The organism is Streptomyces sp. Y309, assembly GCF_056712025.1.
The window spans coordinates 3,630,438-3,655,559 of record NZ_CM160048.1; the positions used below are offsets into that span (position 1 = coordinate 3,630,438).

Annotated in this window: 20 protein-coding genes and 1 pseudogene; 7 read left to right on the forward strand and 14 right to left on the reverse strand. The window is 71.0% G+C overall.

Going from position 1 to position 25,122, the window contains the following annotated elements:
* Positions 1–138 precede the first annotated feature (138 nt).
* A complete protein-coding gene (locus AC0KTA_RS14050; protein ID WP_481056419.1) occupies positions 139–1,419 on the reverse strand; it encodes an amidohydrolase in 1,281 nt (426 codons plus the stop codon).
* A gap of 404 nt (positions 1,420–1,823) precedes the next feature.
* Positions 1,824–2,441: a hypothetical protein gene (locus tag AC0KTA_RS14055; protein WP_481055470.1), complete on the reverse strand. Its 618-nt coding sequence runs from the start codon at positions 2,439–2,441 to the stop codon at positions 1,824–1,826.
* Positions 2,442–2,675: 234 nt separating this feature from the next.
* Between AC0KTA_RS14055 and AC0KTA_RS14060 the strand changes: the two are divergent.
* A pseudogene (locus AC0KTA_RS14060) lies at positions 2,676–2,762 on the forward strand (glycosyltransferase); the annotation flags it as partial.
* Between the two features lie 76 nt (positions 2,763–2,838).
* On the opposite strand, the gene AC0KTA_RS14065 reads toward AC0KTA_RS14060, so the two are convergent.
* From AC0KTA_RS14065 to AC0KTA_RS14100, 8 genes are all read right to left on the reverse strand, one after another.
* Entirely contained in the window at positions 2,839–3,207 is a 369-nt protein-coding gene (locus AC0KTA_RS14065) for a hypothetical protein (RefSeq protein WP_481055471.1), read from the reverse strand.
* A gap of 125 nt (positions 3,208–3,332) precedes the next feature.
* Positions 3,333–5,693, reverse strand: a complete 2,361-nt coding sequence (locus tag AC0KTA_RS14070) for a polymorphic toxin-type HINT domain-containing protein (RefSeq protein WP_481055472.1) — start codon at positions 5,691–5,693, stop codon at positions 3,333–3,335.
* A 170-nt stretch (positions 5,694–5,863) separates the two neighbouring features.
* Positions 5,864–6,742, reverse strand: coding sequence for a hypothetical protein (locus AC0KTA_RS14075; RefSeq protein WP_481055473.1), 879 nt, complete (start codon positions 6,740–6,742; stop codon positions 5,864–5,866).
* Positions 6,652–8,076, reverse strand: coding sequence for a hypothetical protein (locus AC0KTA_RS14080; protein ID WP_481055474.1), 1,425 nt, complete (start codon positions 8,074–8,076; stop codon positions 6,652–6,654). Before AC0KTA_RS14080 ends, AC0KTA_RS14075 begins: the two co-directional genes overlap by 91 nt.
* A gap of 374 nt (positions 8,077–8,450) precedes the next feature.
* Complete coding sequence (locus AC0KTA_RS14085; RefSeq protein ID WP_481055475.1) at positions 8,451–9,629, reverse strand: hypothetical protein; 1,179 nt, start codon at positions 9,627–9,629, stop codon at positions 8,451–8,453.
* A gap of 275 nt (positions 9,630–9,904) precedes the next feature.
* The gene (locus AC0KTA_RS14090; RefSeq protein WP_481055476.1) at positions 9,905–10,846 is read right to left on the reverse strand and encodes an N-acetylneuraminate synthase family protein; all 942 of its coding nucleotides are present in this window, start codon (positions 10,844–10,846) and stop codon (positions 9,905–9,907) included.
* 14 nt (positions 10,847–10,860) lie between these two features.
* Positions 10,861–12,153 carry a cytidylyltransferase domain-containing protein gene (locus AC0KTA_RS14095; protein WP_481055477.1) on the reverse strand — a complete coding sequence of 431 codons (1,293 nt, stop codon included), beginning with the start codon at positions 12,151–12,153 and terminating at the stop codon, positions 10,861–10,863.
* A gap of 164 nt (positions 12,154–12,317) precedes the next feature.
* A complete protein-coding gene (locus AC0KTA_RS14100) occupies positions 12,318–13,700 on the reverse strand; it encodes a DUF6716 putative glycosyltransferase (RefSeq protein ID WP_481055478.1) in 1,383 nt (460 codons plus the stop codon).
* A gap of 198 nt (positions 13,701–13,898) precedes the next feature.
* Here AC0KTA_RS14100 and AC0KTA_RS14105 point away from each other — a divergent pair, with 198 nt between their 5' ends.
* From AC0KTA_RS14105 to AC0KTA_RS14115, 3 genes are all read left to right on the forward strand, one after another.
* Positions 13,899–14,879, forward strand: a complete 981-nt coding sequence (locus AC0KTA_RS14105) for a glycosyltransferase family 2 protein (RefSeq protein WP_481055479.1) — start codon at positions 13,899–13,901, stop codon at positions 14,877–14,879.
* A gap of 38 nt (positions 14,880–14,917) precedes the next feature.
* Positions 14,918–16,324 carry a polysialyltransferase family glycosyltransferase gene (locus AC0KTA_RS14110; RefSeq protein WP_481056420.1) on the forward strand — a complete coding sequence of 469 codons (1,407 nt, stop codon included), beginning with the start codon at positions 14,918–14,920 and terminating at the stop codon, positions 16,322–16,324.
* A gap of 251 nt (positions 16,325–16,575) precedes the next feature.
* Positions 16,576–17,490 carry a class I SAM-dependent methyltransferase gene (locus AC0KTA_RS14115; RefSeq protein WP_481055480.1) on the forward strand — a complete coding sequence of 305 codons (915 nt, stop codon included), beginning with the start codon at positions 16,576–16,578 and terminating at the stop codon, positions 17,488–17,490.
* Here the strand turns inward: AC0KTA_RS14115 and AC0KTA_RS14120 are convergent.
* On the reverse strand, positions 17,456–18,133 hold the full coding sequence (locus AC0KTA_RS14120) for a TetR/AcrR family transcriptional regulator C-terminal domain-containing protein (protein WP_481055481.1): 678 nt from the start codon (positions 18,131–18,133) through the stop codon (positions 17,456–17,458). The two genes, AC0KTA_RS14115 and AC0KTA_RS14120, sit on opposite strands and share 35 nt — an antisense overlap.
* 61 nt (positions 18,134–18,194) lie before the next feature.
* Here AC0KTA_RS14120 and AC0KTA_RS14125 point away from each other — a divergent pair, with 61 nt between their 5' ends.
* The 3 genes from AC0KTA_RS14125 to AC0KTA_RS14135 all read left to right on the forward strand — a co-directional run bounded on the left by AC0KTA_RS14125 (position 18,195) and on the right by AC0KTA_RS14135 (position 21,286).
* Complete coding sequence (locus AC0KTA_RS14125; protein WP_481055482.1) at positions 18,195–19,700, forward strand: FAD-dependent monooxygenase; 1,506 nt, start codon at positions 18,195–18,197, stop codon at positions 19,698–19,700.
* Positions 19,697–20,215 carry a MarR family winged helix-turn-helix transcriptional regulator gene (locus tag AC0KTA_RS14130; RefSeq protein WP_481055483.1) on the forward strand — a complete coding sequence of 173 codons (519 nt, stop codon included), beginning with the start codon at positions 19,697–19,699 and terminating at the stop codon, positions 20,213–20,215. The genes AC0KTA_RS14125 and AC0KTA_RS14130 overlap by 4 nt, the downstream gene beginning before the upstream one ends.
* A 336-nt stretch (positions 20,216–20,551) precedes the next feature.
* On the forward strand, positions 20,552–21,286 hold the full coding sequence (locus AC0KTA_RS14135; protein ID WP_481055484.1) for a L,D-transpeptidase family protein: 735 nt from the start codon (positions 20,552–20,554) through the stop codon (positions 21,284–21,286).
* Positions 21,287–21,614: 328 nt separating this feature from the next.
* Here AC0KTA_RS14135 and AC0KTA_RS14140 read toward each other — a convergent pair whose 3' ends face one another.
* From AC0KTA_RS14140 to AC0KTA_RS14150, 3 genes are all read right to left on the reverse strand, one after another.
* The gene (locus AC0KTA_RS14140) at positions 21,615–22,964 is read right to left on the reverse strand and encodes a hypothetical protein (RefSeq protein ID WP_481055485.1); all 1,350 of its coding nucleotides are present in this window, start codon (positions 22,962–22,964) and stop codon (positions 21,615–21,617) included.
* The gene (locus tag AC0KTA_RS14145) at positions 22,964–23,635 is read right to left on the reverse strand and encodes an RNA polymerase sigma factor (protein WP_481055486.1); all 672 of its coding nucleotides are present in this window, start codon (positions 23,633–23,635) and stop codon (positions 22,964–22,966) included. Before AC0KTA_RS14145 ends, AC0KTA_RS14140 begins: the two co-directional genes overlap by 1 nt.
* A 364-nt stretch (positions 23,636–23,999) precedes the next feature.
* Entirely contained in the window at positions 24,000–24,917 is a 918-nt protein-coding gene (locus AC0KTA_RS14150) for a hypothetical protein (protein ID WP_481055487.1), read from the reverse strand.
* Positions 24,918–25,122: the final 205 nt, after the last annotated feature.

The window sequence follows — 25,122 nt, forward strand, 5'->3', positions numbered from 1 at the left end:
GCGCACATTAACGCGCGTAGAAGGGGAGGGGAACGGGTTCGACGGCGACCGCCGGTGGCCGTTATCGATTCGTGGCGGGGCGGGTTACGCCCGCGTAAGGCGGGTTACGCGGGCGTTAATCGGCAATCGTGGTGGGGGTCAGGCGGAACGGGTGGCGGCGTCGATGAGGGCGGCGGCGGTGAAGAGTTCCACGCCGACGGTGATCGCGTGCTCGTCGGCGTCGAAGTCGCCCTGGTGCAGGTCGCGTACGCCGCGCTCGCCCGGGGTGCGGACGCCGAGGCGGGCCATGGCGCCCGGCACGTGCTCCAGGTACCAGGAGAAGTCCTCGCCGCCGAGGCTCTGCTCGGTGTCCTCGATGGACGCGGCGCCGCGCCGGGCCGCCATGGCGTCCCTGAGCAGGTCGGTGACGCCCGGTTCGTTGACGACGGGCGGGACGCCACGGACGTAGTTGATCTCGGACTTGGCGCGGTAGAGGTCGGCGATCTCCTGGATGGCGCCGTGCACGACGTCGGGCGCCTGCCGCCAGGCGTTGATGTCGAGGCAGCGGACGGTGCCGGAGAGCTCGGCGTGCTGCGGGATGACGTTGCAGGCGTGTCCGGCCTCGACGCGGCCCCAGGTGACGGAGAGGCCGGAGCGGGCGTCGACGCGGCGGGACACCAGGGCGGGCACCTCGGTGACGACCTTGGCGGCGGCCGAGACGAGGTCGGTCGTCAGGTGCGGCCGCGCGGTGTGGCCGCCGGGGCCGTCGAGGGCGACCTCCAGGCGGTCGCAGGCGGAGGTGATGGGCCCGTGCCGCAGGCCGATGCGGCCGGCGTCCACGCGGGGGTCGCAGTGCACGGCGACGATGCGGCCGACGCCGTCCAGGACGCCGTGCTCGATGGCGTCCGCGGCGCCGCCCGGGAGGACCTCCTCGGCGGGCTGGAAGATCAGCCGCACGGGGTGCGGGAGCAGTCCGCTCCTCGCCAGCTCGGCGAGGACGAGCCCGGCACCGAGGACGACGGTGGTGTGCACGTCGTGGCCGCAGGCGTGGGCGCGGTCGGGGACCGTGGAGCGGTACGGCACGCCCGTCTTGGTGTCCGGGATGGGCAGGGCGTCGATGTCGGCGCGCAGGGCGAGGGCGGGGCGGGTGGGGCGGCCGGAGCGGCCGGAGCGGCCGGGGCCCGGCTTGCCCTCGATCTGGCTCTCGATGTCACAGACGAGTCCGGTCCCGGCGCCGAGGACGCGGGGGGCGAGCCCGGCGCGCTCCAGGCGGGCCTTGAGGGCCGCGGTGGTGCGGAACTCCTGGTTGCCGAGCTCGGGGTGCATGTGCAAGTCGCGGCGGAAGGCGATGAGTTCGGCGCGCAGCGCTTCGGGCAGCGCGCCGGGCAGCTCTCCGGGCGCTGACTCGGCTTCGGAATCGGCTTCGGACTCGCGGGACATCAATTGGTTCACCCTGTGAAGGGTAGGGCGATGAACGGGTCAACTAACCCTCGATCAACAAAAGTTCAGCCAGATTGAGGTAAGAAAGCTGGCCCGCGTGCGCATGTCTGACTGGTACGGCGGGTATGAAATTGGGTTACCTTCCGCATGCGGAGGGGCATCTCGCCTGGTCAGGCGGGGCCTCCGGAAGGAGGAGGGTCATCCTCGGGGTGGAGGAGGGTGGCCGGGGGCCGGGGCGCGTCCGGGTAGACGGGACAGAGCCGCGGTCGAGCGGGGGCTGAATGCTCGCTTGTTGGGGCGGGCGACATGGTCCACGATAACCCCTTATAGGCGGATTCCCGACTGCGCCGGACGCGCGAAGCCCCCGGCGACCCCGGCAGCCCCGCGCCCCAGCCACTCCCCAGCTACTTCCCGGCGAACTTCCAGACGAACGGCTCCTTGTCCTCCTCGCCCCAGTGGACCTCGAGGCTCTTCGAGCCCTTGGGCACCAAGTACGTCTCGCAGAGGACGTGGCTCTCGCCCGTCTTCCAGCCCTCGATCTCCAGCGGGTCGTCGCAGCCGGGTGCGTCCTCGGAGGCGCCGATCACCAGGCCGCCGCGCCGCCCGTCGGCCCAGACCTCGGTCTCGTCGGCCGCGTCCGGGGTCTCCGTCACGGCGGCGCCGGCCTTGTGCGTGAACTTCAGGTGGGCGACGGCCGGGACCATGCCCTTGGCCTCCTTCGGGTCCCGAACCAGCTTCTGAGTGTCGGCCTCCGTACCCACGTCGACCTTCTGCGCGACGACGTCGTACGTGACCTTCGCGTCACCCTCCTCCACCTTGCCGGTGGCGCTCTCCCCCGCGGCGAGCGCACCTCCCGACTCGGGCGCGGCGGACTCGGGCCCGCCGGACTTGGACGCGGCCGCCTCCGGCTTGGACTTGCCGTCGGACTTGTCCGACTCGTCGTCACCGCCGCACGCGGTGAGGGTGAGCGCGAGCACGGCGGCGGGCACGCCGAACCGCAGGACGTTCTTTCGATACAGCAAAGCAAACTCCTGTAAGGCCATCTGAGGGAGCGCCAACCATAGGGATGGCCACAGCCTTGGTCCAGACAGTTCCACTGAGCGAAACGGGCGTCGCAATTGACGGTCGCAAACACTTACAGACAAGGCCAGTTACGACAGATGCAACGGAAGCAGTCCACTTCGGCGGGCTACACGAACGTTCACGCCGTCACATTGCTCGCCGCCGCGGGCAGGCTGATGGCCGTCAAGCGCTAGGGCGCCATCGCGGCAGTGTCCTCGGACATGGAGTCGTTCGGCACGACGATCGTCGAGGCGATGCGCTGCGGCGTCCCGGTCGTCGCTGATCGCAGACGCGAGGCTGCGGGCACTTTGGGGCCTTCCGTCTCACCACGTCACGCAGGGATTCCGGAGGATCAACTCACACGATCTTCACCTGCAAGGAATCGAGGAATGCGTTCTTGCGCCCTGCATAGGAATCCAGAATCCGCTGCTCGATGTGCTTTCCTTCCCACACCGCATCTCGCTCGCCCCCTACACACTCCTCAGGGCGGGCAGGCCTCGACTCTCCGGTGGCATCCACCAACTCGCAGCTGGCGAGATTCAGTGCGTCCTGTCTGAAGAACCGTGGAACTTCAGGGAGCAGATCACTCTGCAGCCTTCGCACAATGCCTCCCCACCCTCCCGAAGAGTAGGCGGATTTATGCACAGCGAGGATGAACATCGGCTCACCGTCGAACCCATGGGCCCCCTCACCCGGCTCGGACACGTGATCGCTGTAGAACGCCACGTACGGACGGGTCCGGAGCATGACCGCAGTCGCTCGGCGACCACCCGGCAGGGTTATCCGGAGCACACCACCTGGCACGAAGCGGACAGTCATTGGCTTTCTCTTCCTGTTCCGAGTCTCTGTACTCAAGCCACGGGTCCGAATTTCCTGATTGCCGCGGCGAGGAACAGACCCAGTAATGGATTGTCGGCCGCGGCACCTCGGATGGCATTTCCCGACGTCCCTCCATCGCTGCGGGATCCACCGAAGTGATCAATCAGTTGCTGCTCCCGGCCTCGTACCGCTTGGTAGGCCGGATCACTGTGCCGTTGCTCGAAAGGCAAGGTACCAGTCGCGTGTTTGTCGAGAACGGCAGGACCGAACCCTTTCTCCGTCATGTGATGCCCGTTGTCGCGAGCAGCCACGATCTGCTGAGGCGTCCCCTGGCCACGAGACCGCCCGGTATAGACCTGGCCCGTCGAAGGGTTGGTCTTGGTGTACGTCACATAAGTGACGTCACAGTTGTGGACAAGGACCGGACTGGCCCCCGCCACCACGTAGTACGTATGGACATCCGCAACCGTCAGGTTGTGAACCGCGCCCTGTTGGGTCCAGCGCTGGACGGCGGTGATCTGGACATGTGTCCCCGCGCTCGTCCGCAGCCACTGCCCCGACCGCAGGTCGGTCGCGTCGAGCCACTTGCCCAACTCGGGGACCCAGAAGGGGTGCCCGTCCGTCGCCGTGACGGATGCCGGCTTGCCGGGCTTCTTGCCGTTCGTGTCGATCGTGACCTTCACCAGGCGCTTGGCGCCCTTGCCGGTGATCTCGGTGGTGACGGTTTTGACCTTTGTCCTTCCGGTTCCCGGGTCCGTGGCGAGGACCTTGTCGCCCGCCTTGACGTCCTTGATGGACTTCGTACTGCCGTCCGCCATCAGGACTTTGGTCTCGGGCGTGAAGCTGTTGGCGAGGCAACTCTTCCTTGCCGGGTCCTCCAGCTTGTCGGCCTGCTTGTCCGCCTTGCGCCACCGCTGGTAGCTGTCCTTGAGCTTGGTGATGAGGCCGGTGACCCGCTTGGCCAGGGCGACGGCCTTCTTCGGGTGCATCGCGTACTTCTTGAGCAGCTTGGCGATCTTCGCGGGGCCCAGATTCGTGAGGACGCCGACCGCGGTGCTGCCGAGGCTGCCCGTCGTGAAGCAGTCGAGCGCCTTGCTGATGCCCAGCTCCTCCCCGGCGATCTCGGCGAGCTGCTTGGCGGTCGACTTCACGGTCGCTTTCTCGTGGTTGGCCCTCGCGCGCGCCGCGCCCGCCTTCTTCTCGGGCTCGGACTTGCCTACGGAGTGGTACTTCGCGTAGGCGTCCGTCGTCTTGACGTCGAACCCGCCCTTGTCGTTCTTGGCGCACGAGACGCCGATCAGGGCGCAGTCGATCGGGGCCTCGCCCGTGGGGTCGGCCAGGGTGACGGGGTTGTTGCTGGCGTAGGCGTAGCCGTTGATCTGCTGCGCGTCGGTGAAGTCGATCAAGGGGTCCGGTGAGATGAAGCGGCCGTTGTCCGGCTCGTACTCGCGGGCGCCGATGTTCGTGAGGCCCGTGGTGGCGTCGGTCGGCTTGTTCAGGAATCCCTTGTCGTCGATCCAGGAGGCGCCGCCCGGCGCCCCGTCGCGCGGGTTGCCGAAGGGATCCATGCGGCGCCGGGTCACCTGCCCCGATGCCGCCTCGATGGCCAGGGACATGGTGCCGTGGTGATCGCCCGCCAGGAACTGGACGCCCTTGGCCGTGCGCGTCGCCACGGTCTGGCCGTTGAAGGTGTAGTAGCGGGTCGCCTCCACCGAGCGCGAGGCGGTGTTCAGGGTCAGTTCCATGCCTGGCAGGTACAGGGTGTGTTGGCCCGGCTCCTTGCGGAGGAGGCGGGCACCCTCGGTGTCGTAGAGGTACGACGTGTCCTGCGCGCCCTCCTTGGACGCCTTCGTCAACTTGCCCTGGGCGTCCCAGCTCAGGCTCTGTGTCGTGCCGCTGAGGGTGCGCCGTTCGGTGTTGCCCGACCGGTCGTATTCGTACGCGTCCTGGGACCTGACCGCCGGTCCGGCGGCGCTCGCCGGCGTGTCCTGCACCACCTTCGTCAGCGTGTGCGGACCGCCGTCGCCCGTCGCGTCCTTGCCGTACGAGTACGAGCGCGTGACGTCCGGCCTGCCGTTGATCCCGTGCAGGGTCTGCTTGCTGCGGTTGCCCGACGCGTCGTACTCGAAGTCCTGCCAGTAGGCCCCCGGGCCGCCGAGGGTCGTCGGGGTCGGGTCGGGGGCACAGGCCTTCTCCTGCTTGCCCGTACCCGTGGCGCCGTCCGAGGAGTTGGAGGTCGCCCAGGCCGCCTTCAGGCGCCGCTGCCAGTCGTAGCGGAAGCACTGGACGTCGGACTGACCGCCAGTCGGAGTGTCGGCGATGGACGTGACGTTGCCCGACTGGTCGTACGTGTAGTCGGCGTCGTACAGAAGGTCGTTCTCCGCCGTGTACACGCTGGAGTTGGTGAGACGGTCCGTGCCGCGCTCGTACTCATAGGAGAGCTGCGCCGTCCTGCTCCCGGCCCCGCCCGTCGGTCCCAGCGTCAGCTGCTGGAGGTGGGACGTGGGGGCGTACGACGCCTTCGAGACGTAGGCGCCTGTCGACTGGTTGCCCAGAGTGGTGTTCAGGCCTGTGGGACGCTGCAGGTCGTCGTAGGTGTAGTCGAGAGTCTCGGCCGGCAGCCCGCCCGCCGCCGGCAGGCGCGCGCGGCGACCGTACCGTCAGGGTTGTACGACGTGCCGAACTCGTACGTGCCCTTCAGCTCGGTCTCGGCCGTGCCGCTGATGACGACCTGCGTCTTGAGCGGCTGGTACATCGCGTCGAGCTGGACGTTGAGGATCGCCGCGGTCGGCTTGCCCTCGTCGTAGCGATAGGTGCCGTACAACTGGCCCTTGGCGACCTTGTCGTAACTGTTGACCGTCAGCCTGGTACCGGTGTCCGGCTCGCCCTCCCAGGTGGACTCGGGACGTCCGAGCACGTCGAACTTCGTGGACGTCTTCTTGCCGCGGGCGTCCGTCGTCGCGGTCAGGTTGTCGAGGGAGTCGTACGCGTACGTGGACGCACCGGTGTCCGGGTCCCGCCCGGCGACCTTGCGTCCGCGCTGGTCGTAGTCGTACGACCAGGTGTTGCCCGCGGCGTCCTTGACCGTGCTCAGCTCTCCGGCCGGGGTGTAGGTGTACGACGTCGACTCGTAGTCGGCCGCCGTGCCCGTGGGCAACGGTTTGTCGCCCTTGTAGCGGCGAATCTCGGTGGTGCGGTCACGGCCGTCGGTGATGGTCGTGGTGGGTGCGGTGCCGGCCGGCGGATCCACATGCACCCGGTCGCCGCCGTAGGCGTAGATCGTGCGCCACTTCTCCACGTCCGCGGACTGGAAGATCTCCGCCGTCTTGCGGCCCGCGCCGTCGTACCGGGTCAGGGTCCGGCCGTCGACCTCGCCGGTGGGCTTGAAGAGGGCGTCGGCGGGTGCGCCCTTGGCGTAGTAGTCCGCGTCCGACTCGACCACGTTGCCGAGACCGTCGTAGTGCGTCTCCGCGATGAGCCGCCCGCCCTCCGGCCCCTCCGCCTGCTCCTGGCGGGGCCGCAGCATGCCGTCATACAGGGAGTACTCGATGCCGTACGAGTTGTCGTTCTCGATCTTCTCCGTCTTGACGGCGGTCGGCGCGCCCTTGCGGACCAGGTAGCCGTACTTGACCGACGGTACTGGTTGTCGTCGCCGTCGCCGACCTTGCCGTAGTCGTCGGTCTCCACCGGGCGGCCGGTGGCGGAGTCGTAGCGGTGGGTGGACTTGGTCTCCTGCCACTCGCCGGCGGTTTCCAGGGCTGTGTACGTCGATGTGCTCGCGGGGCGGACGTAGTGCGCCTTGCGCGTGCCCCAGTCCTTGACGCGGGTCGCGGTGACCCGGGACCAGGTGGTGCTGATGCTCTTCTCCACGGCCTTGTCGGCCGCGAAGGCACCGTTGTAGGTGATCGTCTCCAGCTCGTGGCCGGAGAGTTCCTCGGGGTCGGCGTGCTTGGTGCCGGTGGAGTCGGTGACCTCGCCGCCGAGGCCGCGCAGGAAGACGTGCTCGGTGCGCTGGTTGGCCGCGTTGACCGTGCCGTCGGACTTGGTGACGCGGACCTTCCCGTAGCCGCGCCAGTCACTGCGCGTGCGGTACTCGTCCTTGGTGATGCCGTCGGCCTTGGCTTTCCGCCAGCCCGGGTCGCCGACGAAGTCGTACTCGCTGACCATGTCGGGGGCGCCGCCGGTCAGGTCCTTCTCCACGACCCGGTCGACCAGGTACTTGTGGAACCAGTCGGTGATCGGCTCGTCCTCGCCCGGCGGGTTCCACTTGACCGGGTAGCAGGACTTCTTCGACGAGTCCGGGTCGGGAAGGCTGTCGGCCTTGCATTCGGCGTCGCGGTAGCGGACGTTGAGCTGGCCGCCGGTGTCGTTGGCGACTCCGGAGAGCCGGAAGCGGTTCATCGGCTGGATGTTGTCGCCGGGCTTGTCGACGCGGTTGGGGAGCTGCTGGCCGAGGAGTTCGACCGCGGGCAGTTCGGCGGTGCCCGACCCGGCGTGACCCGTGTGCTTGATGGTGTTGAGCCACAGTGACTTCGAGCTGTCGCGGTTGTCGGTGAAGTCGTGGCCGAGCGTCCAGGAGTCGACGTTCGCGTAGCCGGTGCCCTCGCGGATCTGGGTGGTGACCTTGCCGAGCTTCTTGCGGGTCCAGAACGTCGGGGAGTTCTGCCCCTTGCACTTGGTGTCGGCCTTGCAGTTCAAGTCCCAGGGCACATCCGGCCAGCGGGCCGCGGTGGCGTCGGTGAGGTCACCCGGTTCGCAGTCCGAGGCCGCGCCCACCCCGTCACGCGCACGCCGGAACGCGCGCCATGTCTCAACTCCACAGCCCCACCCCAGAGTTACTGAACCTGCACGGCGGAGTGAGTTAACGCCTCGTTCGATCGGGCGGTCAATGCGCCCTGGCGGGCGCGATCAAGGTCGATGTCACTCTCTGCGACCTGCGTCATGGCTCGGGATGGGTATGAGCCAATCTGGCCACAGGGTGTGACAGCCGCCCCGTTCCGCCCGGCATATGCCCTGCGTCACTGAGCGCACCTGAGCGGATTCGCCGCCCTCGCGGCACGTCTGCACACGTGCACCGGTGAATTCAGGTCAGCACTCCGAGGCGGCAACTACGCTGCGGGGTTTGGCAAAATTTGCAACTCATCGGCGGTTCAGAGCCGGTCGATGCCTGGAAGCGCGGGTTCCGGGCATCCGGGCATCGTTTGCTTGCGCGCAGGGGGAGCAGACACGGCCGGAGCCGCCTCCGAAGCCAGTCGCTGTACGTCCCGCGCCGTCCCCGTGACCCCCGACAGGAATCCCTGGGCCCGCGGTGACGCCGAGTCGGTGAGCCAGGTGGGGTCGATGTCCATGACCGCGACCTTGACGTCCGTGCCGGCCAGGGCGAGGGGGAGGGTGTGGACGACGGTGGAGGGGAAGCTGAGGATGGTGCGGCCGATGGGGCCGCGGCGGGCGATGAGTTCCAGGGGGAGGTCGGGGCGTACGACCTGGAGGCCCGTGTCGACCGCCAGGCGGTGGAGTTTCTCCGAGCTCTCGCGGCGGTGCGCGAAGTAGCGGGCCGCGCCGTGCGTGCGGGCCAGCGCCGCCACTGCCTCGATGTAGCGGTCCAGGTCCACCACGCCCGTCTCCACCAGCGACGTCCCGACCAGGTCCGCGCCCTTGGTGATGCGGGGCGGGCCGAAGCGCGCCCGGGTCCACGCGAAGGAGTTGACCGTGACGGTCACGCCGTCCGGGGCCGTGTCGATCGGCATGGAGGAGAAGACCTCCACGCGGCGGTCGCCGTCCGCGCTCGGCGTCAGGCGGCGGCGCGCCTTCGACGACACCGGCATGAAGACCACGTCCCGCGGTCCGGGGCGGCCGCCGCGCCGGTGCCAGCGCACCAGGCGTTCGCCGCGCGCCAGTTGGGAGATGAACTCCATCGTGGCCGTGCCGTCGTCAACGACCACCAGGTCGCGGGCGCGCGTGATGGTCAGGAGCAGTTGTACGTAGCGGGAGAACGGGTCGCCGATCACTATCCGGCGGGCCCGGCGCAGCGGTCCGGCGAGGCCGCCGATCGTGTGGAAGGGCGCGGCGGCGCCACCGCGCGCCTCCTCCCAGCGCACATGGAAGCCCTCTCCGCGCGCCAGTTCGGCCATGCGGCGGAGCTGGCCCCGGGTCATGGGGTCGGTGGGCGAGAGGACGACGAGGGTCAGCTCTTCGTCGCCCTCGAAGTCGTCCTGCCCCGCCGTGTACGCCCACTCCAGGACATTGAGCAACTGCACCGGCGACTCCACGAACGCCAGCGTCCCGCGCCGGGTCGTCGTGGCGGCGCGCCGAGCGCTTCGTACTGACATGAGTCCTCCCGTGCACAGCGGTGCGGCGGCCACCCATGAAGCCGCCGAAGCTCCGGCCACCGGGGCCGGAGCCGACGAAGCCGCGGTCTCCGGCAGTGGAGACCGCGGGGCGCGCCGCCCGGGACTGCGGGGCGCGGAAGCCGGCGCCCCGGTGGTCCCGGGGGCGCCGGCGTGCCGGCGGACGGTGCCCGCCGGCGTGAGGTCGGGCGGGTCGGACGGGCCGGACTTCATGTCCGGCGCCCGAAACCGTGTCCGACGAGTCGTCCCACGGGGTGTCAGACGGCGACCGGCTCGCGGTCGCCCGACTCCGACTCGGCGACGACGCCCGCGACGCGGCGGAGCTTCTTCATCGGGCCGAGCTCGGACTCGTACACCTTCTTGACGCCGTCGCCGAGCGAGGCCTCGATGGTGCGGATGTCGCGGACGAGGCGCTGCAGGCCCTGCGGCTCGACCGAGGCGGCCTGGTCAGAGCCCCACATCGCGCGGTCCAGGGTGATGTGGCGCTCGACGAAGGTGGCGCCGAGGGCCACGGCGGCCAGGGTGGTCTGCAGGCCCGTCTCGTGGCCGGAGTAGCCGATCGGGACGTTCGGGTACTCGGCCTGGAGGGTGTTGATGACGCGGAGGTTCAGCTCCTCGGCCTTCGCCGGGTACGTCGACGTGGCGTGGCAGAGCAGGATGTTGTCCGAGCCGAGGACCTCGACCGCGTGGCGGATCTGCTTCGGGGTGGACATGCCCGTGGAGAGGATGACGGTGCGGCCCGTGGCGCGGAGGGCGCGGAGCAGCTCGTCGTCCGTGAGGGACGCGGAAGCGACCTTGTGGGCCGGTACGTCGAACTTCTCCAGGAAGGCGACCGCCTCGGTGTCCCACGGGGACGCGAACCAGTCGATGCCGCGCTTGGCGCAGTGCTCGCTGATGGCCCGGTACTCGGACTCGCCGAACTCCACGCGGTGGCGGTAGTCGATGTACGTCATGCGGCCCCAGGGGGTGTCGCGCTCGATGTCCCACTGGTCGCGCGGCGTGCAGATCTCCGGGGTGCGCTTCTGGAACTTCACCGCGTCGCAGCCCGCGTCGGCGGCCACGTCGATGAGCGCGAAGGCGTTCTCCAGGTCGCCGTTGTGGTTGATGCCGATCTCGCCGGTGATGTAGACGGGGTGGCCGGGGCCGGCGGTCTTCGAACCGAGCGTGCGCAGGCGGTCGTTGGAGGCCGTGTTGCTCATGGCAGGAACTGTCCTTAACTGTTGAGGGAGGGGCCGAGGATCCAGGCGGCGATCTCTCGGATCGCGCCGTCACCGCCGGGGACGGAGGTGACCGCGCGTGCGGCGCCGCGCACGACGTCGTGGGCGCTCGCGACCGCCACGGGCCAGCCGACAAGGCCGAAGCACGGGAGGTCATTGACGTCGTTGCCGACGTAGAGCACGCGCTCGGGAGCGATGCCCTGCTCCTCGCACCACTGCTTCAGTGCGAGGTCTTTGCGGTCGATGCCGTGCAGCACGGGGATGTTCAGTTTCCGTGCGCGCGCGGCGACGACCGGGTTCACTTCCGTGGACAGGATCAGCATCGTCAGGCCCGACCTGCGCAGGGCCGCGATGCCGAGCCCGTCACCGCGGTGCACGGTGACGAACTCCCGTCCGTCGGAGTCGATCAGCACCGTGTCGTCCGTCTGGGTGCCGTCGAAGTCGAGTACGACCGCGTCGATGTCGTCGCGGGTCGGGAGCGCCGCTTCGTCCCTTGAGCAGACCGCGTCGAAGAGCGGGGCGAGGGCACGGGCGCGGGCGAGGTCGTGCGGGTCGTCGATCTCAAGGACGCGCGCCGGGTCGGTGCGTACGAGTTCGGTGTGGCCGAAGAAGCGGTGCTTGTGCTCGCGGAAGCCGGTGGCCGCCATGCCGTACACCGCGCCGGTCTCCAGGAGGTCCTGGGGGCGGTCCTGGCGGCGCGGGCGGAACGACTTGTCGTGGTTCACGCCGTAGCCGCCGGAGGTGACGGTGTCGGTGACGACCTTGGTCGAGCCGCCCTCGGCGGCGGTGGCCTCCTCGATGGCGGGCGGCTCGTCGCCGGCGTCGCGCCAGACGAAGCCGTGGAAGGCCGCGACCGTGTGCGCGGTGTCCGCGCCGGCCCCGGTGATCGCCCCGACCACGCCGTCGACGTCCTCGCGGGTGATGAAGGGACTGGTGCACTGGACGAGCAGGACCACGTCGACGGTGACGCCGTGCCGGTCCTCGTACCCGTCCATCGCGTGCAGCACCGCGGCCTCGCTGGTCGCCGTGTCGCCGGCGATGGCGGCGGGGCGGAGCACCACCTCGGCGCCCGCGGCGCGGGCGGTCTCGGCGATCACCGTGTCGTCGGTGGACACGACCACGTCGGTGACCAGCGGCGAGGCCACGCAGGCGCGCACCGCGCGGGCCACCAGCGGGATGCCGCCGACCGGCGCCAGGTTCTTGGCGGGCACCCCCTTGGACCCGCCGCGCGCGGGGATGACGGCGAGGACACGGCGTACCGGTTCGCCCTCTGGGTGGGGCTTGGACATGGAGGCTCCTTCGGGGGTGCCAAGTGGGGGGCTTGTCTGCGGGAGAGCGGGGAGAGCCGGGAGCTGCGGCCGGTCCGCTCGGGCCGCGGCCTGCGGCGGGATGACGGCGCGCCCGTCCCCGTCCTGCGGCGGGATCGCGGGGCGCCCGCCCGCGTCCGGCGGCGTCACAGCTCGCCCATCCGTCGGATGACCGGCGCGACGCGCTGCACGCCGTGGCGGTAGGCGCCGCGGGCGGCGCTGCGGACGGCCTGGCGGACGGGTCCCGGATCGCGGTCCGCGGCGGGCGCGCCGGGCAGCGGGGCGGCGTCCGGGCCCAGGTGGTGGCGGGCGAGTATGCCGGGCAGGTAGCCGGGGGCGGTGACCAGCGTGTAGTACGGGCGGATCGGCGGGAGCGAGCCGTCGCGGGCGCGTTCGGTCAGTTCCGTGACGCGCTTGCGGGCCGCGTCGAACGCCGTCTCGTACGCCCCGTCGGCGGCGACGCCCTGCCGCGCGACCCACTCGGGGTCGGGCGTCGGGCTGTGCCCGGCGTCGAGCTGGTCCCAGGAGGCGAGGCAGCCCGAGCCGATGAAGGCGTGGTTGCCGAGCGCCTCGCGCACCCCGAGGTCGGTGAGGACGGCCGTCGGGACGCGCCGGTGCAGCGCTTCGAGCGCGGCGGTGGAGCTGACCGTGACGAGCAGGTCGGTGCGGTCGAGCACCTCGCCCATGTGCCCGTAGACGAGGCGGAAGTTGGACGGCACCTCCTCGCTGCGCACCAGCTTCTGGTACGGCAGCTCCTCGATGTGCGTGGTGTGCTCGCCGGGCTTGCTGCGCAGCTTCAGCAGGACCTCGCGCTCGGGGTGCCGCTTCGCGTGCTGGACCAGGCGGGACAGCAGGTAGCTGCGGTCGGCGCGCTTCTCCGGCACGGAGGGCTGGGCGGCGAAGACGACGGTGTACGGCTCGCGCGGGGCGTACGGCTCGCCGCCGAGGAACGGCAGCGCGGCCTCCACGACACCGGACGCGTCGGCGCCCACACCGTCGTACACGTCGCGGAAACGCTCCGCGTCCTGGCGGGAGTTGGCGAGGACGACGTCCGCGCCGTGCCTCAGCAGCAGTCCGTCGGCGAGCTTCTCGTAGACCACGCCGACATAGCCGGTGACGACGACCGGGCGGCGGGCCCGGCCGTGCCAGACGCGGGCGAGGCCGTGCAGGACCGCCTGGACGGCGCCGCCGACGAGGGCGAGGACGATGACGTCGTACGCGTCCTCGTCGCGGCCGTCGGCCTCCATGGCCTCGATCGCCCTCAGGAACTCGATGGCGGTGACCTCGCGCAGGCTGTCCGCACGCACACCCACCTCTTCGAGCTGGCGGGGCGTGGGGGTGGCCCGGCCGCGCAGCAGGTATCCGTCGAGGCGGAGTTCCGCCCGGTCCCGCCCGTCCGCTGCCTGCGCTGTGTCCTCTGCGGCCTCCGCGGACCCCGCGAGGCGGCTCGCGGTGAGCGAGCCCCATTTCCATCGGGTGTCGGAGTCGGCGAGCACGGCGACCCGCGTCGTCTTGTTGCTTACTGGCACATCGCAGACGCTAGGAAGGCATTCCGATTGATGGCCCAACTCAGGTGCAACAAACGGTTAACAGCATGCCGACGAATGGCGAAGCGGCCCGCCGAATGGGTGACGGGGTGCCCGGTTAACCATTCCGCCACGCTTCGTTCACCTGACATCCCACCCTGGGTCAAGACGAATGCCGGGCCGACACCTAACGTCTCGCACGTGGTTAAGCTCTCCGTCATCGTGCCGTTCTACAACGTGCAGCAATACGCGCCCGACACCTTGAAGTCCCTGCACGCGAACGCGCGTGACGACTTCGAATTCATTCTCGTCGACGACTGTTCGACGGACGAGACGCCGGAGGTCCTGGAACGTGCCGCGCGCGAGCTCCCGGGCGCCGTCCATCTCAGACACGAACAGAACGGGGGCCTGGCCACGGCCCGCAACACGGGTCTGGACGCGGCCCGCGGCGAGTACATCGCCTTCCTCGACGGGGACGACTGGCTCGCGCCCGGATATTACGCGCAACTGGTCGCGTCCATCGAGGAGTTGGGCTGCGACTTCGTCCGCACGGACCATGTGCAGTGCACGGCGCGCGCCCGCAGTGTGCACCGGGTGCCGCACGGCCTGCGCGGCGTGGTGATGTCCCCGCGCGACGTGATACTGCCCGCCGACCGCTCCACGTCCGTGGACTACGCCTTCGCCTGGGCCGGCATGTACCACCGGCGCCTGCTCGACCAGGGATTCCTGCACTTCACGCACGGGCTGCGCACGGCCGAGGACCGGCCGTGGATCTGGCGGCTGCACCGCGAGGCGAAGTCGTTCGCCGCGCTGGGGCTGCTCGGCGTGTTCTACCGGCGCGGTGTCTCGTCGTCGCTCACGCAGATCGGCGACGTACGCCAGCTCGACTTCATCAAGGCGTTCGACCAGGTGGTGCGGGAGACGGCGGAGGACCGCGACGCGGACATCCTGCTCCCGAAGGCCGTCCGCACGTATTGCGCGATCATTTCCCACCATCTGGGATCCATCGAAAGGTTCGAGCCGGCCGTGGCCCGGAAACTGAAGTCGCTGAGCGCCGCCGCGCTCAAGCGCATGCCGCAGGGCGTCCTCGACGAGGCCCTGGACTCCATGGACATGCAGCGCGCGACGCGGCTGCGCCGGCTGCGCCGGCGTCCCGTCGCCGCCGGGGAGGTGGCCGCGTGAGCCCCGCAGGACAGGTGGTGGGCGGCACCGAGAAGCCCGTGCGCGACCCGCACGCCGCCGCTCTCGCCGCCGCGCGTCCGGACGCCCGCCGCCGCACCACGCAGATCTTCTTCGCGTCCACGCTGTACGGCGTCGCCACGCTGGCCGCCGCCCTGGACGCCGACCGCTTCGGCCCGGCCGACCGGCGCGTGCTGCTGATCGCCAACAACGCGGCGACCCCGGAGACCACGCCGTCCGTCGACACGATGCCGGGCTTCGAGCGGCTGCGCGGCCGCTTCGACGACGTGCTGTCCTGGAACGAGGCCATCTCGCCGTTCCACCCGGGCGCCTGGTCGCCGCGCGGCGACGACCTGCCGCTGTGGCAGCGCTATCTGCGGCTGGCCTGGGGCCTCGGCGACGACACCGTCGAGCTGGCCGTGGAGTCCATCCAGGTGCACCCGGCGCTCGCGCTCACGCAGATCTTCACGGGCGCGCCCGTCGACGTCTACGCCGACGGCCTGATGAGCTACGGCCCCACCCGCAACAAGATCGACCCGCTGGTCGGCACCCGGGTGCGCCGGCTGCTCCACCTCGACCTGGTGCCCGGCCTCAAGCCGATGCTGCTCACCGAGTTCGGCGTCGAGCCCGAGATCGTACCGACCGACATCTTCCTGAAGGTCCTCGGCGAACTCGCCGACGGCGAGGGCGAGTCGGGGACCCTGGACGCGCTGCCGCAGGTCGAAGGGCCCGCGCTGCTGCTCGGCCAGTACCTCTCCGCGCTCAACATCCTCACCGCCGAGGAAGAGGAGGACCTGCACGCGCGGATGCTGCGCGGCGCGGCCGCGCTCGGGCACACCCGGGTGGTGTTCAAGCCGCATCCGACGGCCCCGGCGCGCTGGTCGCGGCAGTTGGAGAAGGAGGCCGCGCGGCTCGGTGTCGAGCTGACCGTCCTGGACACGCCGGTCCTCGCCGAGGTGCTCTACCAGCGGATGCGGCCCGCCCTGGTCGTCGGCTGCTTCTCCACGGCGCTGCTCACCGCCTCGGCGTTCTACGACCTGCCGGTGGCCCGCATCGGCACGGAGACGCTCCTGGAGCGCCTGAAGCCGTACGAGAACAGCAACCGCATCCCGGTCACCCTGGTCGACGCGCTGCTGCCCGACCTCGGCGACCGCGCGGCCGTCACCGGCGGCCGCCGGGAGCCGGACCTGGCGGCGCTGTCCGGCCTGGTGCGGGCCGTGGGCTTCGCCATGCAGCCCAAGATCTACCCGGGCCTGCGCCCGGCCACGGAGCGTTATCTCGCGGCCCACCTGAACGACCGCACGTTCCGCTACTTCAAGAAGCGCCGACTGACCGCCCTTGGGCTGCCCGGTGGGATCCCGGTGCAGCTCGCCTTCATTCCGCGGAACGCGGCGGTGCGCAAGGTCGCGCGCCGGGCCCGGTCGATCAAGCGGGCGGCGCTGGGCTGAGCGGGCGGCGCTTGGCTCAGCGGGGGTGCGGGGCACGGAAGCGAGGGTGCGGGGCACGGAAATGCCCCGCACCAAAGCTGCGGGTAAGGTGATAACCCACTCGCGTTCACGGGGAATTCATCTCCCCGGGGCTTCTCGGCCGTCCCGCGGATGTCCAAAAGCAGCATTGCGGCACGCGCCTTGACCGTGCCCGGGGTATCTCCTAGCGTCCTCGGGAACTTGCGTCCGCAACAAGAGAGTGGTTATCCCTCATGCCTGCTGCGCACGACACTTCCGCACTTCCCCAAGAGCTCAGCGACGTTCCCGGCTGGTTTCCGCCGCTCGATCAGGTCCTTTTCGACTGGTTCCTGACCCGGCAGGAGAGCCGGGGAGTGCGCGGCGATCTTCTGGAGATCGGCGTCTATATGGGCAAGAGTGCGATATTCCTCGGCCATCACCTGCGGGACGGCGAGGAGTACACGGTCTGTGATCTTTTCGAGGACGAGGCACCGGACGGCGCCAACAAGGCGGAGTCCAACAAGTCCTATCCGACGCTGACGAAGCAGGCCTTCGAGCGGAACTACCTGTCGTTCCACGACGAGTTGCCGCGCGTCCTGCGCGGGCCGAGCTCGCTGGTGCCGGCCGAAGTGCCGCCGAAATCCTGCCGGTTCGTGCACGTCGACGCCTCGCACCTGTACGAGCACGTGCACGGGGACATCGGCGCGGCCAGGGACACCCTGCTGCCCGAGGGCGTGGTGGTGCTCGACGACTTCCGCTCCGAGCACACGCCGGGCGTCTCCATCGCGGCCTGGGAGGCGGTGCTCAACCGGGGCCTGCGGCCGATCTGCCTGAGCACCCAGAAGCTGTACGGCACCTGGGACGACCCGGGCCCGGTGCAGGAGGAGCTGCTCGCCATGGTCCGCGGGCGGGACGACTGCCACCTGAGCGTGCAGGAGGCCGCCGGGCACCGGATCGTCCGGGTCAAGTCCAAGAAGGGCATGGCGGCCCCCGAGTTCCCCCCGTCGCGGCACTACCGCGCCCAGGAGCCCGCCGCCCGCACCGCCCCGCAGTCCCCCGCGGCCGGGTCCCGCAGGCCCCCCGCCGCGGGCTCCCGCGCCCGCCGGATCGCCGCCGACCTGCTGCCGCCGGTCGTCACGCGGGCCGTACGCCGGGGTCGCGCGAAGTAGCACCCGGCCCCCGAAGAGTGGCCCCGATCCCGGCGACGACCGCCGCGAGGCCCGCCTCGAAGCCGTCCTCGTACTCCCGGAACATCTCCTCGCCCGCGGCGACCGCCAGCGGGTAGTCCTTGAGCCGCTCGGCCCGCGCGGCGAGGTCGTAGCCGCCCTCGCCCGCGTCCGGGGCGGGGCCCGAGGCCTGTTCCTCGATCACGTACCCGATCGTGTAGCTGTACGCCGTCAGCCAGGACCGTGCCGCGGCGCCCGGCGTGAAGCCCGCCTCCGTGAACCTGCGCAGCTGCGCCTCCATCGGCGCGGCGTACGACGTGTCCGTGAAGTGCGTGCCGCTGTAGACCTTCGCGCCGTCGCGGTAGCGCAGCAGGTGGCGGCGTAGGCCGCGCATGGCCGTCGTGACCGCCGTCTCCCAGTCGGCGTCCGGCTCGCCCTGAAGGTCCGCCGTCATGCGGCGCAGCATCTCCGTCGCCATCTCGTCGAGCAGCGCCTGCTTGTCCTTGAAGTGCCAGTACAGCGCAGGGGCCTTGACGTCCAGCTCCTTCGCGATGGCGCGCAGGGTCAGGCCGTCGAGGCCGGTCTCGTTCAGCAGGTCGAGCGCGACGCGCGCCACCCGCCGCCGGTCCAGTCGTGTCGTTGCCACCTTGACAACTTAACACCGTTAAGCGCAGGCTCGAGGCATGGCACTTAACAACGTTAAGGGAATGGGTGCAAACCCTTCAGTAACGACCGACGTCCTCGACGTACTCGTCGTGGGCGCGGGACCCACCGGCCTGACCCTCGCCTGCGATCTGGCGCGCCGGGGCGTGCGCGCGCTCGTCGTCGAGCGGGCGGCGGGCCTCTTCCCCGGCTCGCGGGGCAAGGGCATCCAGCCGCGCACCCTGGAGATCTTCGACGACCTCGGGGTGCTCGGGGCCGTCCTGGAGTCGGGCGGCCCGGCGCCGGTCGGCATGGTGTGGCAGGGCGGCGCCCGGCAGGGCGAGTACCGCATGTTCGACGAGCCGGAGCCGACGGAGTCGGCGCCGTACGCGGGTCCGTGGCTGCTGCCGCAGTGGCGTACGCAGGAGATCCTGTACGCGCGCCTGACGGAGCTGGGCGGCGTGGTGGCCTTCGGCACCGAGGTGACCGGGCTCGACCAGGACGCGGACGGGGTCACGGCGCGCCTGGCGGACGGCAGGTCGGTCCGCGCCGCGTACGCCGTCGCCGCCGACGGCGGCCGCTCCGCCGTGCGACAGGCACTCGGCATCGGCATGACGGGCGAGACGGTGGACCCGCAGCCGATGCTCGTCGCGGACACCCGGATCGCCGAGGGGGCGCTCGACCGGGAGAACTGGCACGTGTTCCCGCCGGACGGCACCGACGCGGCCGCGGGGGCGGCCCACGGGGGCGGGTTCGCGGTGATCTGCCCGCTGCCGGGCACGCCGGACTTCCAGCTCGTCGCCCGGTTCACGGACTCCGCCGGGCCCGACCCGTCCCCCGACGGCGTACGCAAGGCGGTCGCGGCCCGCACCCATCTGGCCGCCGACGACATCACCGAGGTGCGCTGGGCCTCCGACTTCCGGCCGCGCGCCGCGCTCGCGGACGCGTTCCGCGCGGGCCGGGTCTTCCTGGCGGGCGACGCGGCGCACGTGCACTCACCGGCGGGCGGCCAGGGCCTGAACACCAGCGTGCAGGACGCCTACAACCTGGGCTGGAAGCTCGGCGCGGTGCTGCGGCACGGCGCGGACACGGCGCTGCTCGACACGTACGAGGAGGAGCGGCGGCCGATCGCGGCGCGGATGCTGGACCTGTCCACGCGCATCCACCACGGCACCGGCAGGCGCGGCGAAGCCACCCGCCAACTCGGCCTGGAATACCGCGACTCTTCCCTCTCCGCGGACGCCCGCACCCCCGCCGCGCGCGCCGCCCTGCCGGACGGCTCCCCGCACGCGGGCGACCGGGCCCCGGACGGCCCGCTGGGCGAGGGGCGCCTCTTCGACGCCTTCCGGGGCCCGCACTTCACCTTGCTCGCCATGTCCGTTGACGCCGAACTGCCCACCCTGAACGGCGACTTGGTGCACACGCACCACACGGACGCCTGCGCGCCGTACGTACCGGGCCTCTACCTGATCCGTCCGGACGGGTACGTCGCGTGGGCGGGCCCGGACGGAAAGGGCCTCGCGGAGCATTTGACCTCAACCAAGCTTGAGGTTCTACGTTCGTACACATGACGAACACGAACGCGAACACGCACACGCACACGGGCCACGTTTCGAAGAACGCGCCCTTCAGCCCTTCCCACAGCGACGCCGACCTGGTCAACCAGCCGATCGGTTACTGGAGTTCGGCCGCCGGCAAGGCCGTCGTGCACCACATCCGCACGATGCTCGCCGAGCACGGGCTCACCCAGCCCCAGTGGTGGATCCTGAACCAGCTCGTCGGCCACGAGGCGGGCCGCGACCGCAAGGAGGTCGTCGAGGTCCTGCGCGGCTACCTGGAGTTCGGCGAGGGGCCGCTGCACCACGACATCGACGCCCTGGTCGGCCGCGGCCTGCTCACCCAGGAGCAGGAGGGCACGCTGTGCATCACCAACGCGGGCACCGCGCTTCAGCAGCGGGTCGCGGCGTTGCAGCAGCAGACGCGGGGGCAGATCCACGAGGGCATCGACGACGCCGAGTACGTACGGGCCCTGAAGGTGCTCCAGCGCATGATCTACAACGTGGACGGCCAGGCCTGGCACCACTGACGGCCCCGGCGCGGCGCCGCCGGCGCAGGCTTCCCAAGCATTCGCTCATGGGAAAGACTTCGGGGAGGGATGTCCGGTGGAGTGGCGTGGAGTGACGTGGGGGATGCGATGAGCAGGGGTGCGATAGCCAGGGGGCGCGCGGCGGCGGGTGCCGTCGCGGCCCTGGCCCTGGCGTGCGGGTGCACGGCGCAGGCCGTCGGCGCGGGCGGGAAGGACGAGAAGTCGCCACCCACCCGCACGTCTTCGGACAGATCTGCTTCGGACAGATCCGCTACGGGCGGGTCTGCCAACTCGGGCCCCACGCAACGGAGTTCCCCCACTCCCGAGCTGCCGAAGATGAAGTCGCCCGTGTCCCGGGCGGAGTTGCCCGCGTCGAAGGTGCCGAGCGTGCCGCCGCCCCGGCCGCGGGCCAGCACGCCGCCGCCCCCTCCTGAGCCCGGGCCGGTGCTGCTTGCCCGGGGCCAGGAGGGGAAGAAGGTGCGCGAACTGCAGGCGCGGCTGCGGCAGATCGGCTGGTTCGGGCAGATCCCGACGGGGACGTACGGTCCGGTCACGGCCACCGCGGTCGAGGGCTTCCAGGGCAAGCGCGGGCTGCTCCGCACGGGTGCGACCGACACCCGCACCTGGGACCGGCTCCTGGCCATGACGCGCGAGCCGTCGCGGCACGAGCTGTATCCCGACGGCGGCATGCCGCCCGCGAAGCCGGACCGGCGCTGCCTGACCGGCCGGGTCATGTGCATCAGCAAGGAAAGCCGCACGCTGACCTGGATGATCGACGGCAAGGCCGTGACGACGGTCGACGTGCGCTTCGGCTCGGAATACACGCCGACACGCGAGGGCGAGTTCCGCGTGTTCTGGAAGAACCGCGATCACGTGTCGACGCTGTACGACACCCCGATGCCGTACGCCATGTTCTTCAGCGGCGGCCAGGCCGTGCACTACTCGTCGGACTTCGCGGCGAGCGGCTACAACGGCGCGTCCCACGGCTGCGTGAACGTACGCGACAAGAAGGCAATCGCGAGCCTGTTCAAGCAGGTCAAGACAGGCGACAGGGTCGTCATCTACAAGTGACGACGGCGCCATCTTCTATAAGTAACCAACGAAGAACCGCAACCATCAATTGAGAAACCCCCACGGCGAGCATTTGGTCCGCGAGAGCGCGCGCCGGTTTAGGCGCAAAATGCAGCGCGGGCGGGATCGGGGGAACGTATCCCGCCCGCGCCATTTGGCACGGAGCCGTAGGTACGGGGGGAACCCCGGCTCGTGCGCAGCCGATGACCAGTCGGCTCACTTCTTACTGCGTCGCTGATTCGGAAAACGTCACACCCTGGCGGTGCGGTGTGGGTCACACGTCCGTGGCGGGTGCGCGGGGAGTGGTCGCCCGGCGCACGCGGGGCGGTCAGCGGACCGGCAGGGTGCTGTACGAGGCCGAGGGCTGCGGGAGCGGGGCGGGGAGCTTGACGGGCGGGGCGTGGCCGCCGGGGCCGCCGCCGCTCTGGCCGTCGCCGGGGCTGTTGTCCCCGCCGCCGTTGTTGTCGTCGCCCCCGTTGTTGCCGTCGTTGCCGTCGCCTCCGCCGCCGTGGCCGTCGTCGTCCTTGCCGCCGTTCTTGCCGCCGTCGAGGACGCGCTCGCAGAACGTGTCCACGCGGGCGGGGCCGCGGGCGAGCTCTTCCAGCTTGCGGCGCTTGTCGCCCTGGAGCTCACCGCTGCGGTAGGCCTGGCAGTGCGCGGCCATGCGCTTGTACCACTTCTTCCGGGCCTCGCCCCGGTTGTGGCCCTCGTCGGGGCCGGGGCCGACGCCGGTGCCCGGGTCGGTGCCGGGCTTGTCGGCGGGGTCCTCGCCGCCGCTGCCGGCGGTGCCGCCGCCTCCGCCGGGGGTCTCGGTGTCCTCGGGTGGGGCGCTGCTCTCGGGGTCCTTGGTGGTGTCGTCGTCCAGGACGGAGCTGTCGTCGTCGGGCAGCTCGTCCGGCGGGTCGGCCGCGTCGTCCGACGGCGTGCCGAGCGGCTGCTCCGGCGTCGCCACCGGGGACGCGCTGGTCGCGGGCCCCTGCTCGTTCCGCTGGAACGGCGAGGGGATCACTCCGGTCCCGGCCGCGACGGCGACTCCGCCGACCATGCACGCGGCCAGCGCGGCGGCCGCGCCGAGCCGCACGGGGCGTGCCCAGCGGGCGGGACGCGGGCCGTTGGCGGCGCGCCCGATCCGTACGGACTGGTCACCGTTGCCTCGACGGGCACCGGCACCGGTCAGCACGCCGGGCGTGGCACCGGCCCCGGCGGCCGAACCGCCCGCACCGCCCGCACCACCGGAAGCGCCCGCACGAGCACGGCCCGAAGCGCCCTGGACACCGCCCGCACCGGAAACCCCGGAAGCTCCCGCACCAGCACCACCGGAAACACCCCGGACACCGTCCACACCAGAAACCCCAGAGCCAGCCCCAGCCGCCCCAGGAACCCCCACCGCGTCGGCGACTCCAGCCGCCCCGGCCGCACCAGCCGCCCCAGCCCCAGAAACCTCTCCCGCTCCCGCGGCCCCCCGCGCCTCGCGGAACGCCGCCAACGCTCCGGCCTCGCCGGGGAGTTCGGCCTTCGGGGCGGGGTCCGAGGGGGCGGGCGCGCGGAGCGCGACAAGCGCCGCGGCGAGGCGTTCCGCCTGTTCGCGCTCGTGATCGCCGATGCCTTCGAGCCGCTCGCCGCGGAGCAGTCTCTCCGCCGCGTCACGGTCCAGCCACTTGTACTGCTCGTCGGCCATCACATGTCCTTCTGCGTCCGCGTACGCGAATGCGTCACACACGGGGACGGCGGCACGGCACGTCCGTGCGGGTCCGGCTGCGGGGGGACGGCGCCCAGACCCTGCCCCTGCGCCGGTCCCTCGGCGCCCATCAGTTCGGCGAGGCGCTTGAGGCCGCGGTGCGCCGCGGTGCGGACGGCGCCGGGGCGTTTGCCCAGGGTGTCGGCGGCGCTCTTGGCGTCGAGGCCCACCACGACCCGCAGCACGACGGCCTCCGCCTGGTCCTGCGGGAGCTGGGCTATGAGGGCGAGCGCGGCGTCCGTGGAGAGGGACTCGATCGCCTCGCCGGCGGTGTCGGCCTCGGCGGGCCTGCCGGTGAGCTCCGTCTCGTCGCCGCCGATCGCGGGGCGGCGGCCGCGCATCCGGATGTGGTCAAGGGCGCGGTTGCGGGCGATGCGCGCGGCCCAGCCGCGGAAGCGGTCCGCGTCGCCGCTGAACCGGTCGAGGTCGCGGGCGATCTGCAGCCACGCCTCGGACGCGACGTCCTCCGCGTCGAGGTCGCCGACAAGCGTTCGTACGTAACCGAGCAGCCGCGGGTGCACGGCGCGGTACACAGTCCGGAACGCGGTCTCGTCCCCGTCCTGCGCCGCAAGCACGGCGGCGGTCAGCTCGGCGTCGTCCTCCCCCTGCACTGCGTGCCCCTCTGCGCCTGGCCCGGCGCCGCTCTCACGGGTCTGCCCTGTCGCGGTCGTGCGCCGCTGCACCGCTCGCGGTGGGTCCGGTCGGCGGTCGCGGTGGTGGGTCGCGACGCGGCGCGAAACTGCACGCTACGGCGTGAAACCGGTGCGCGTCCATGTTTGTACAACATGCAACTAGCGGGTGACGCAGTGCGGTGTGACAGAAAACGCACCGAGGACGCAGAAGGGAGTACGGACCGCCACGCGGTTCGTGCCGTGTGACGGCCGGGGCCTCTCCTGTGGGGGGTGGCGGCCCCGGCCGCTCACCCACCCCGACAGCCCGGCTCCGCCGGGCGGGGACCCCCTCCGGCGGCGTGGGTCAGACCTCGAAGAGGTCCGCCCCCGCCGGGCCGCCGCCGAGCTCGCTCGCGTCGACGGTCTGGGCCGCCGGTGGGGCGTGGGCCTCCACGGGCTTGCCGTAGTCGGACATCCGCATCGTCATCCGGCCGCGGTCCTGCTCCAGGTCGATGGCGGTGATGTAGGGCTTGCCCTCGGCGGCGACGTACATGGCGTTGGTCTCCAGAGCCCCGTCGGCCTTCGGCTCGACGAGCGGTATGACGTGCTTGCCGTAGCGGTAGGTCGCGGGCCGGGCCTGTATCTGCCCGTCGAAGCCGTCGTCCCCGGCGCCGTCCAGCTTGCCGAGCAGCTCGTCGAGGTCGCACTGCGCGCCCGGCATCATCGGCCGGCCCGAGCTGCCGTCGCCCGCCGGGACCTTCACGTACTTGCCCTGGATGAGCGCGATCCGCTCCTCGACCTTCGCCACCACCGCCGGGCCGCGCGACTGCGCCATCGTCCGGATCGTCTCCAGCGACTCGTCCGTGAACCGTATGTACGCCGCGCCGCCCGCGACCATGATCAGGTCGCCGCGCTGGCCGGGGCCCGAGTCGAAGGTGCCCGTGCAGTTGCTGCGCCGGTCCAGGTGGAGGGTGACCTCCTGGTGCCGGTCGGAGCCGCCGCCCGTGGCGCCCGCGCTCATCTCGACCTTGATGCGCAGCGAGTCCGCCGACCTGAGCAGGTCCATGCCCTCGGTCGCGAGCCGCTCGCCGCGCGCCCGGTCCGCGGGCAGCTGCTCGGTGAAGGTCCCGCCGCTGAGCCGTACCGGCTTGTCCTCGGTGCCGCAGGCCGTCAGCGCGGACGCCAGCGAACCGGCCGCGAGCACGGCCGCCGCACCCCGCAGCCGGGCGCGGCGTCCGCCGCGCCGAGTCCCGAGTGCCGCCTTCAGCCCCACAGTCCCCACCCGTCTCCGCCGCGCGCTCTCATGCGATTCTCATGAACCTCTTCGATAAACCCTGCGTGGCCGTCCGCTCCGTTGTCACATCCGCGCGATGCGGGAAACGTCACGTGACAAATCCCCCCGCCCCGTACAACCCTTCGGCCTCCTCGGCCGTCATACGAACTCGCGGATTCACCAGAAGTTCACCAGTGTTCAATGGGTTCACCGA

Excerpts from the sequence above, each read along its gene's own strand:
- AC0KTA_RS14050 (WP_481056419.1), bottom strand. The coding sequence starts at position 1,419 with ATGTCCCGCGAGTCCGAAGCCGATTCCGAAGCCGAGTCAGCGCCCGGA.
- AC0KTA_RS14140 (WP_481055485.1), bottom strand. The coding sequence starts at position 22,964 with ATGGCCGACGAGCAGTACAAGTGGCTGGACCGTGACGCGGCGGAGAGA.
- AC0KTA_RS14095 (WP_481055477.1), bottom strand. The coding sequence starts at position 12,153 with ATGTCCAAGCCCCACCCAGAGGGCGAACCGGTACGCCGTGTCCTCGCC.
- AC0KTA_RS14085 (WP_481055475.1), bottom strand. The coding sequence starts at position 9,629 with ATGTCAGTACGAAGCGCTCGGCGCGCCGCCACGACGACCCGGCGCGGG.
- AC0KTA_RS14090 (WP_481055476.1), bottom strand. The coding sequence starts at position 10,846 with ATGAGCAACACGGCCTCCAACGACCGCCTGCGCACGCTCGGTTCGAAG.
- AC0KTA_RS14130 (WP_481055483.1), top strand. The coding sequence starts at position 19,697 with ATGACGAACACGAACGCGAACACGCACACGCACACGGGCCACGTTTCG.
- AC0KTA_RS14135 (WP_481055484.1), top strand. The coding sequence starts at position 20,552 with ATGAAGTCGCCCGTGTCCCGGGCGGAGTTGCCCGCGTCGAAGGTGCCG.
- AC0KTA_RS14125 (WP_481055482.1), top strand. The coding sequence starts at position 18,195 with ATGGGTGCAAACCCTTCAGTAACGACCGACGTCCTCGACGTACTCGTC.
- AC0KTA_RS14115 (WP_481055480.1), top strand. The coding sequence starts at position 16,576 with ATGCCTGCTGCGCACGACACTTCCGCACTTCCCCAAGAGCTCAGCGAC.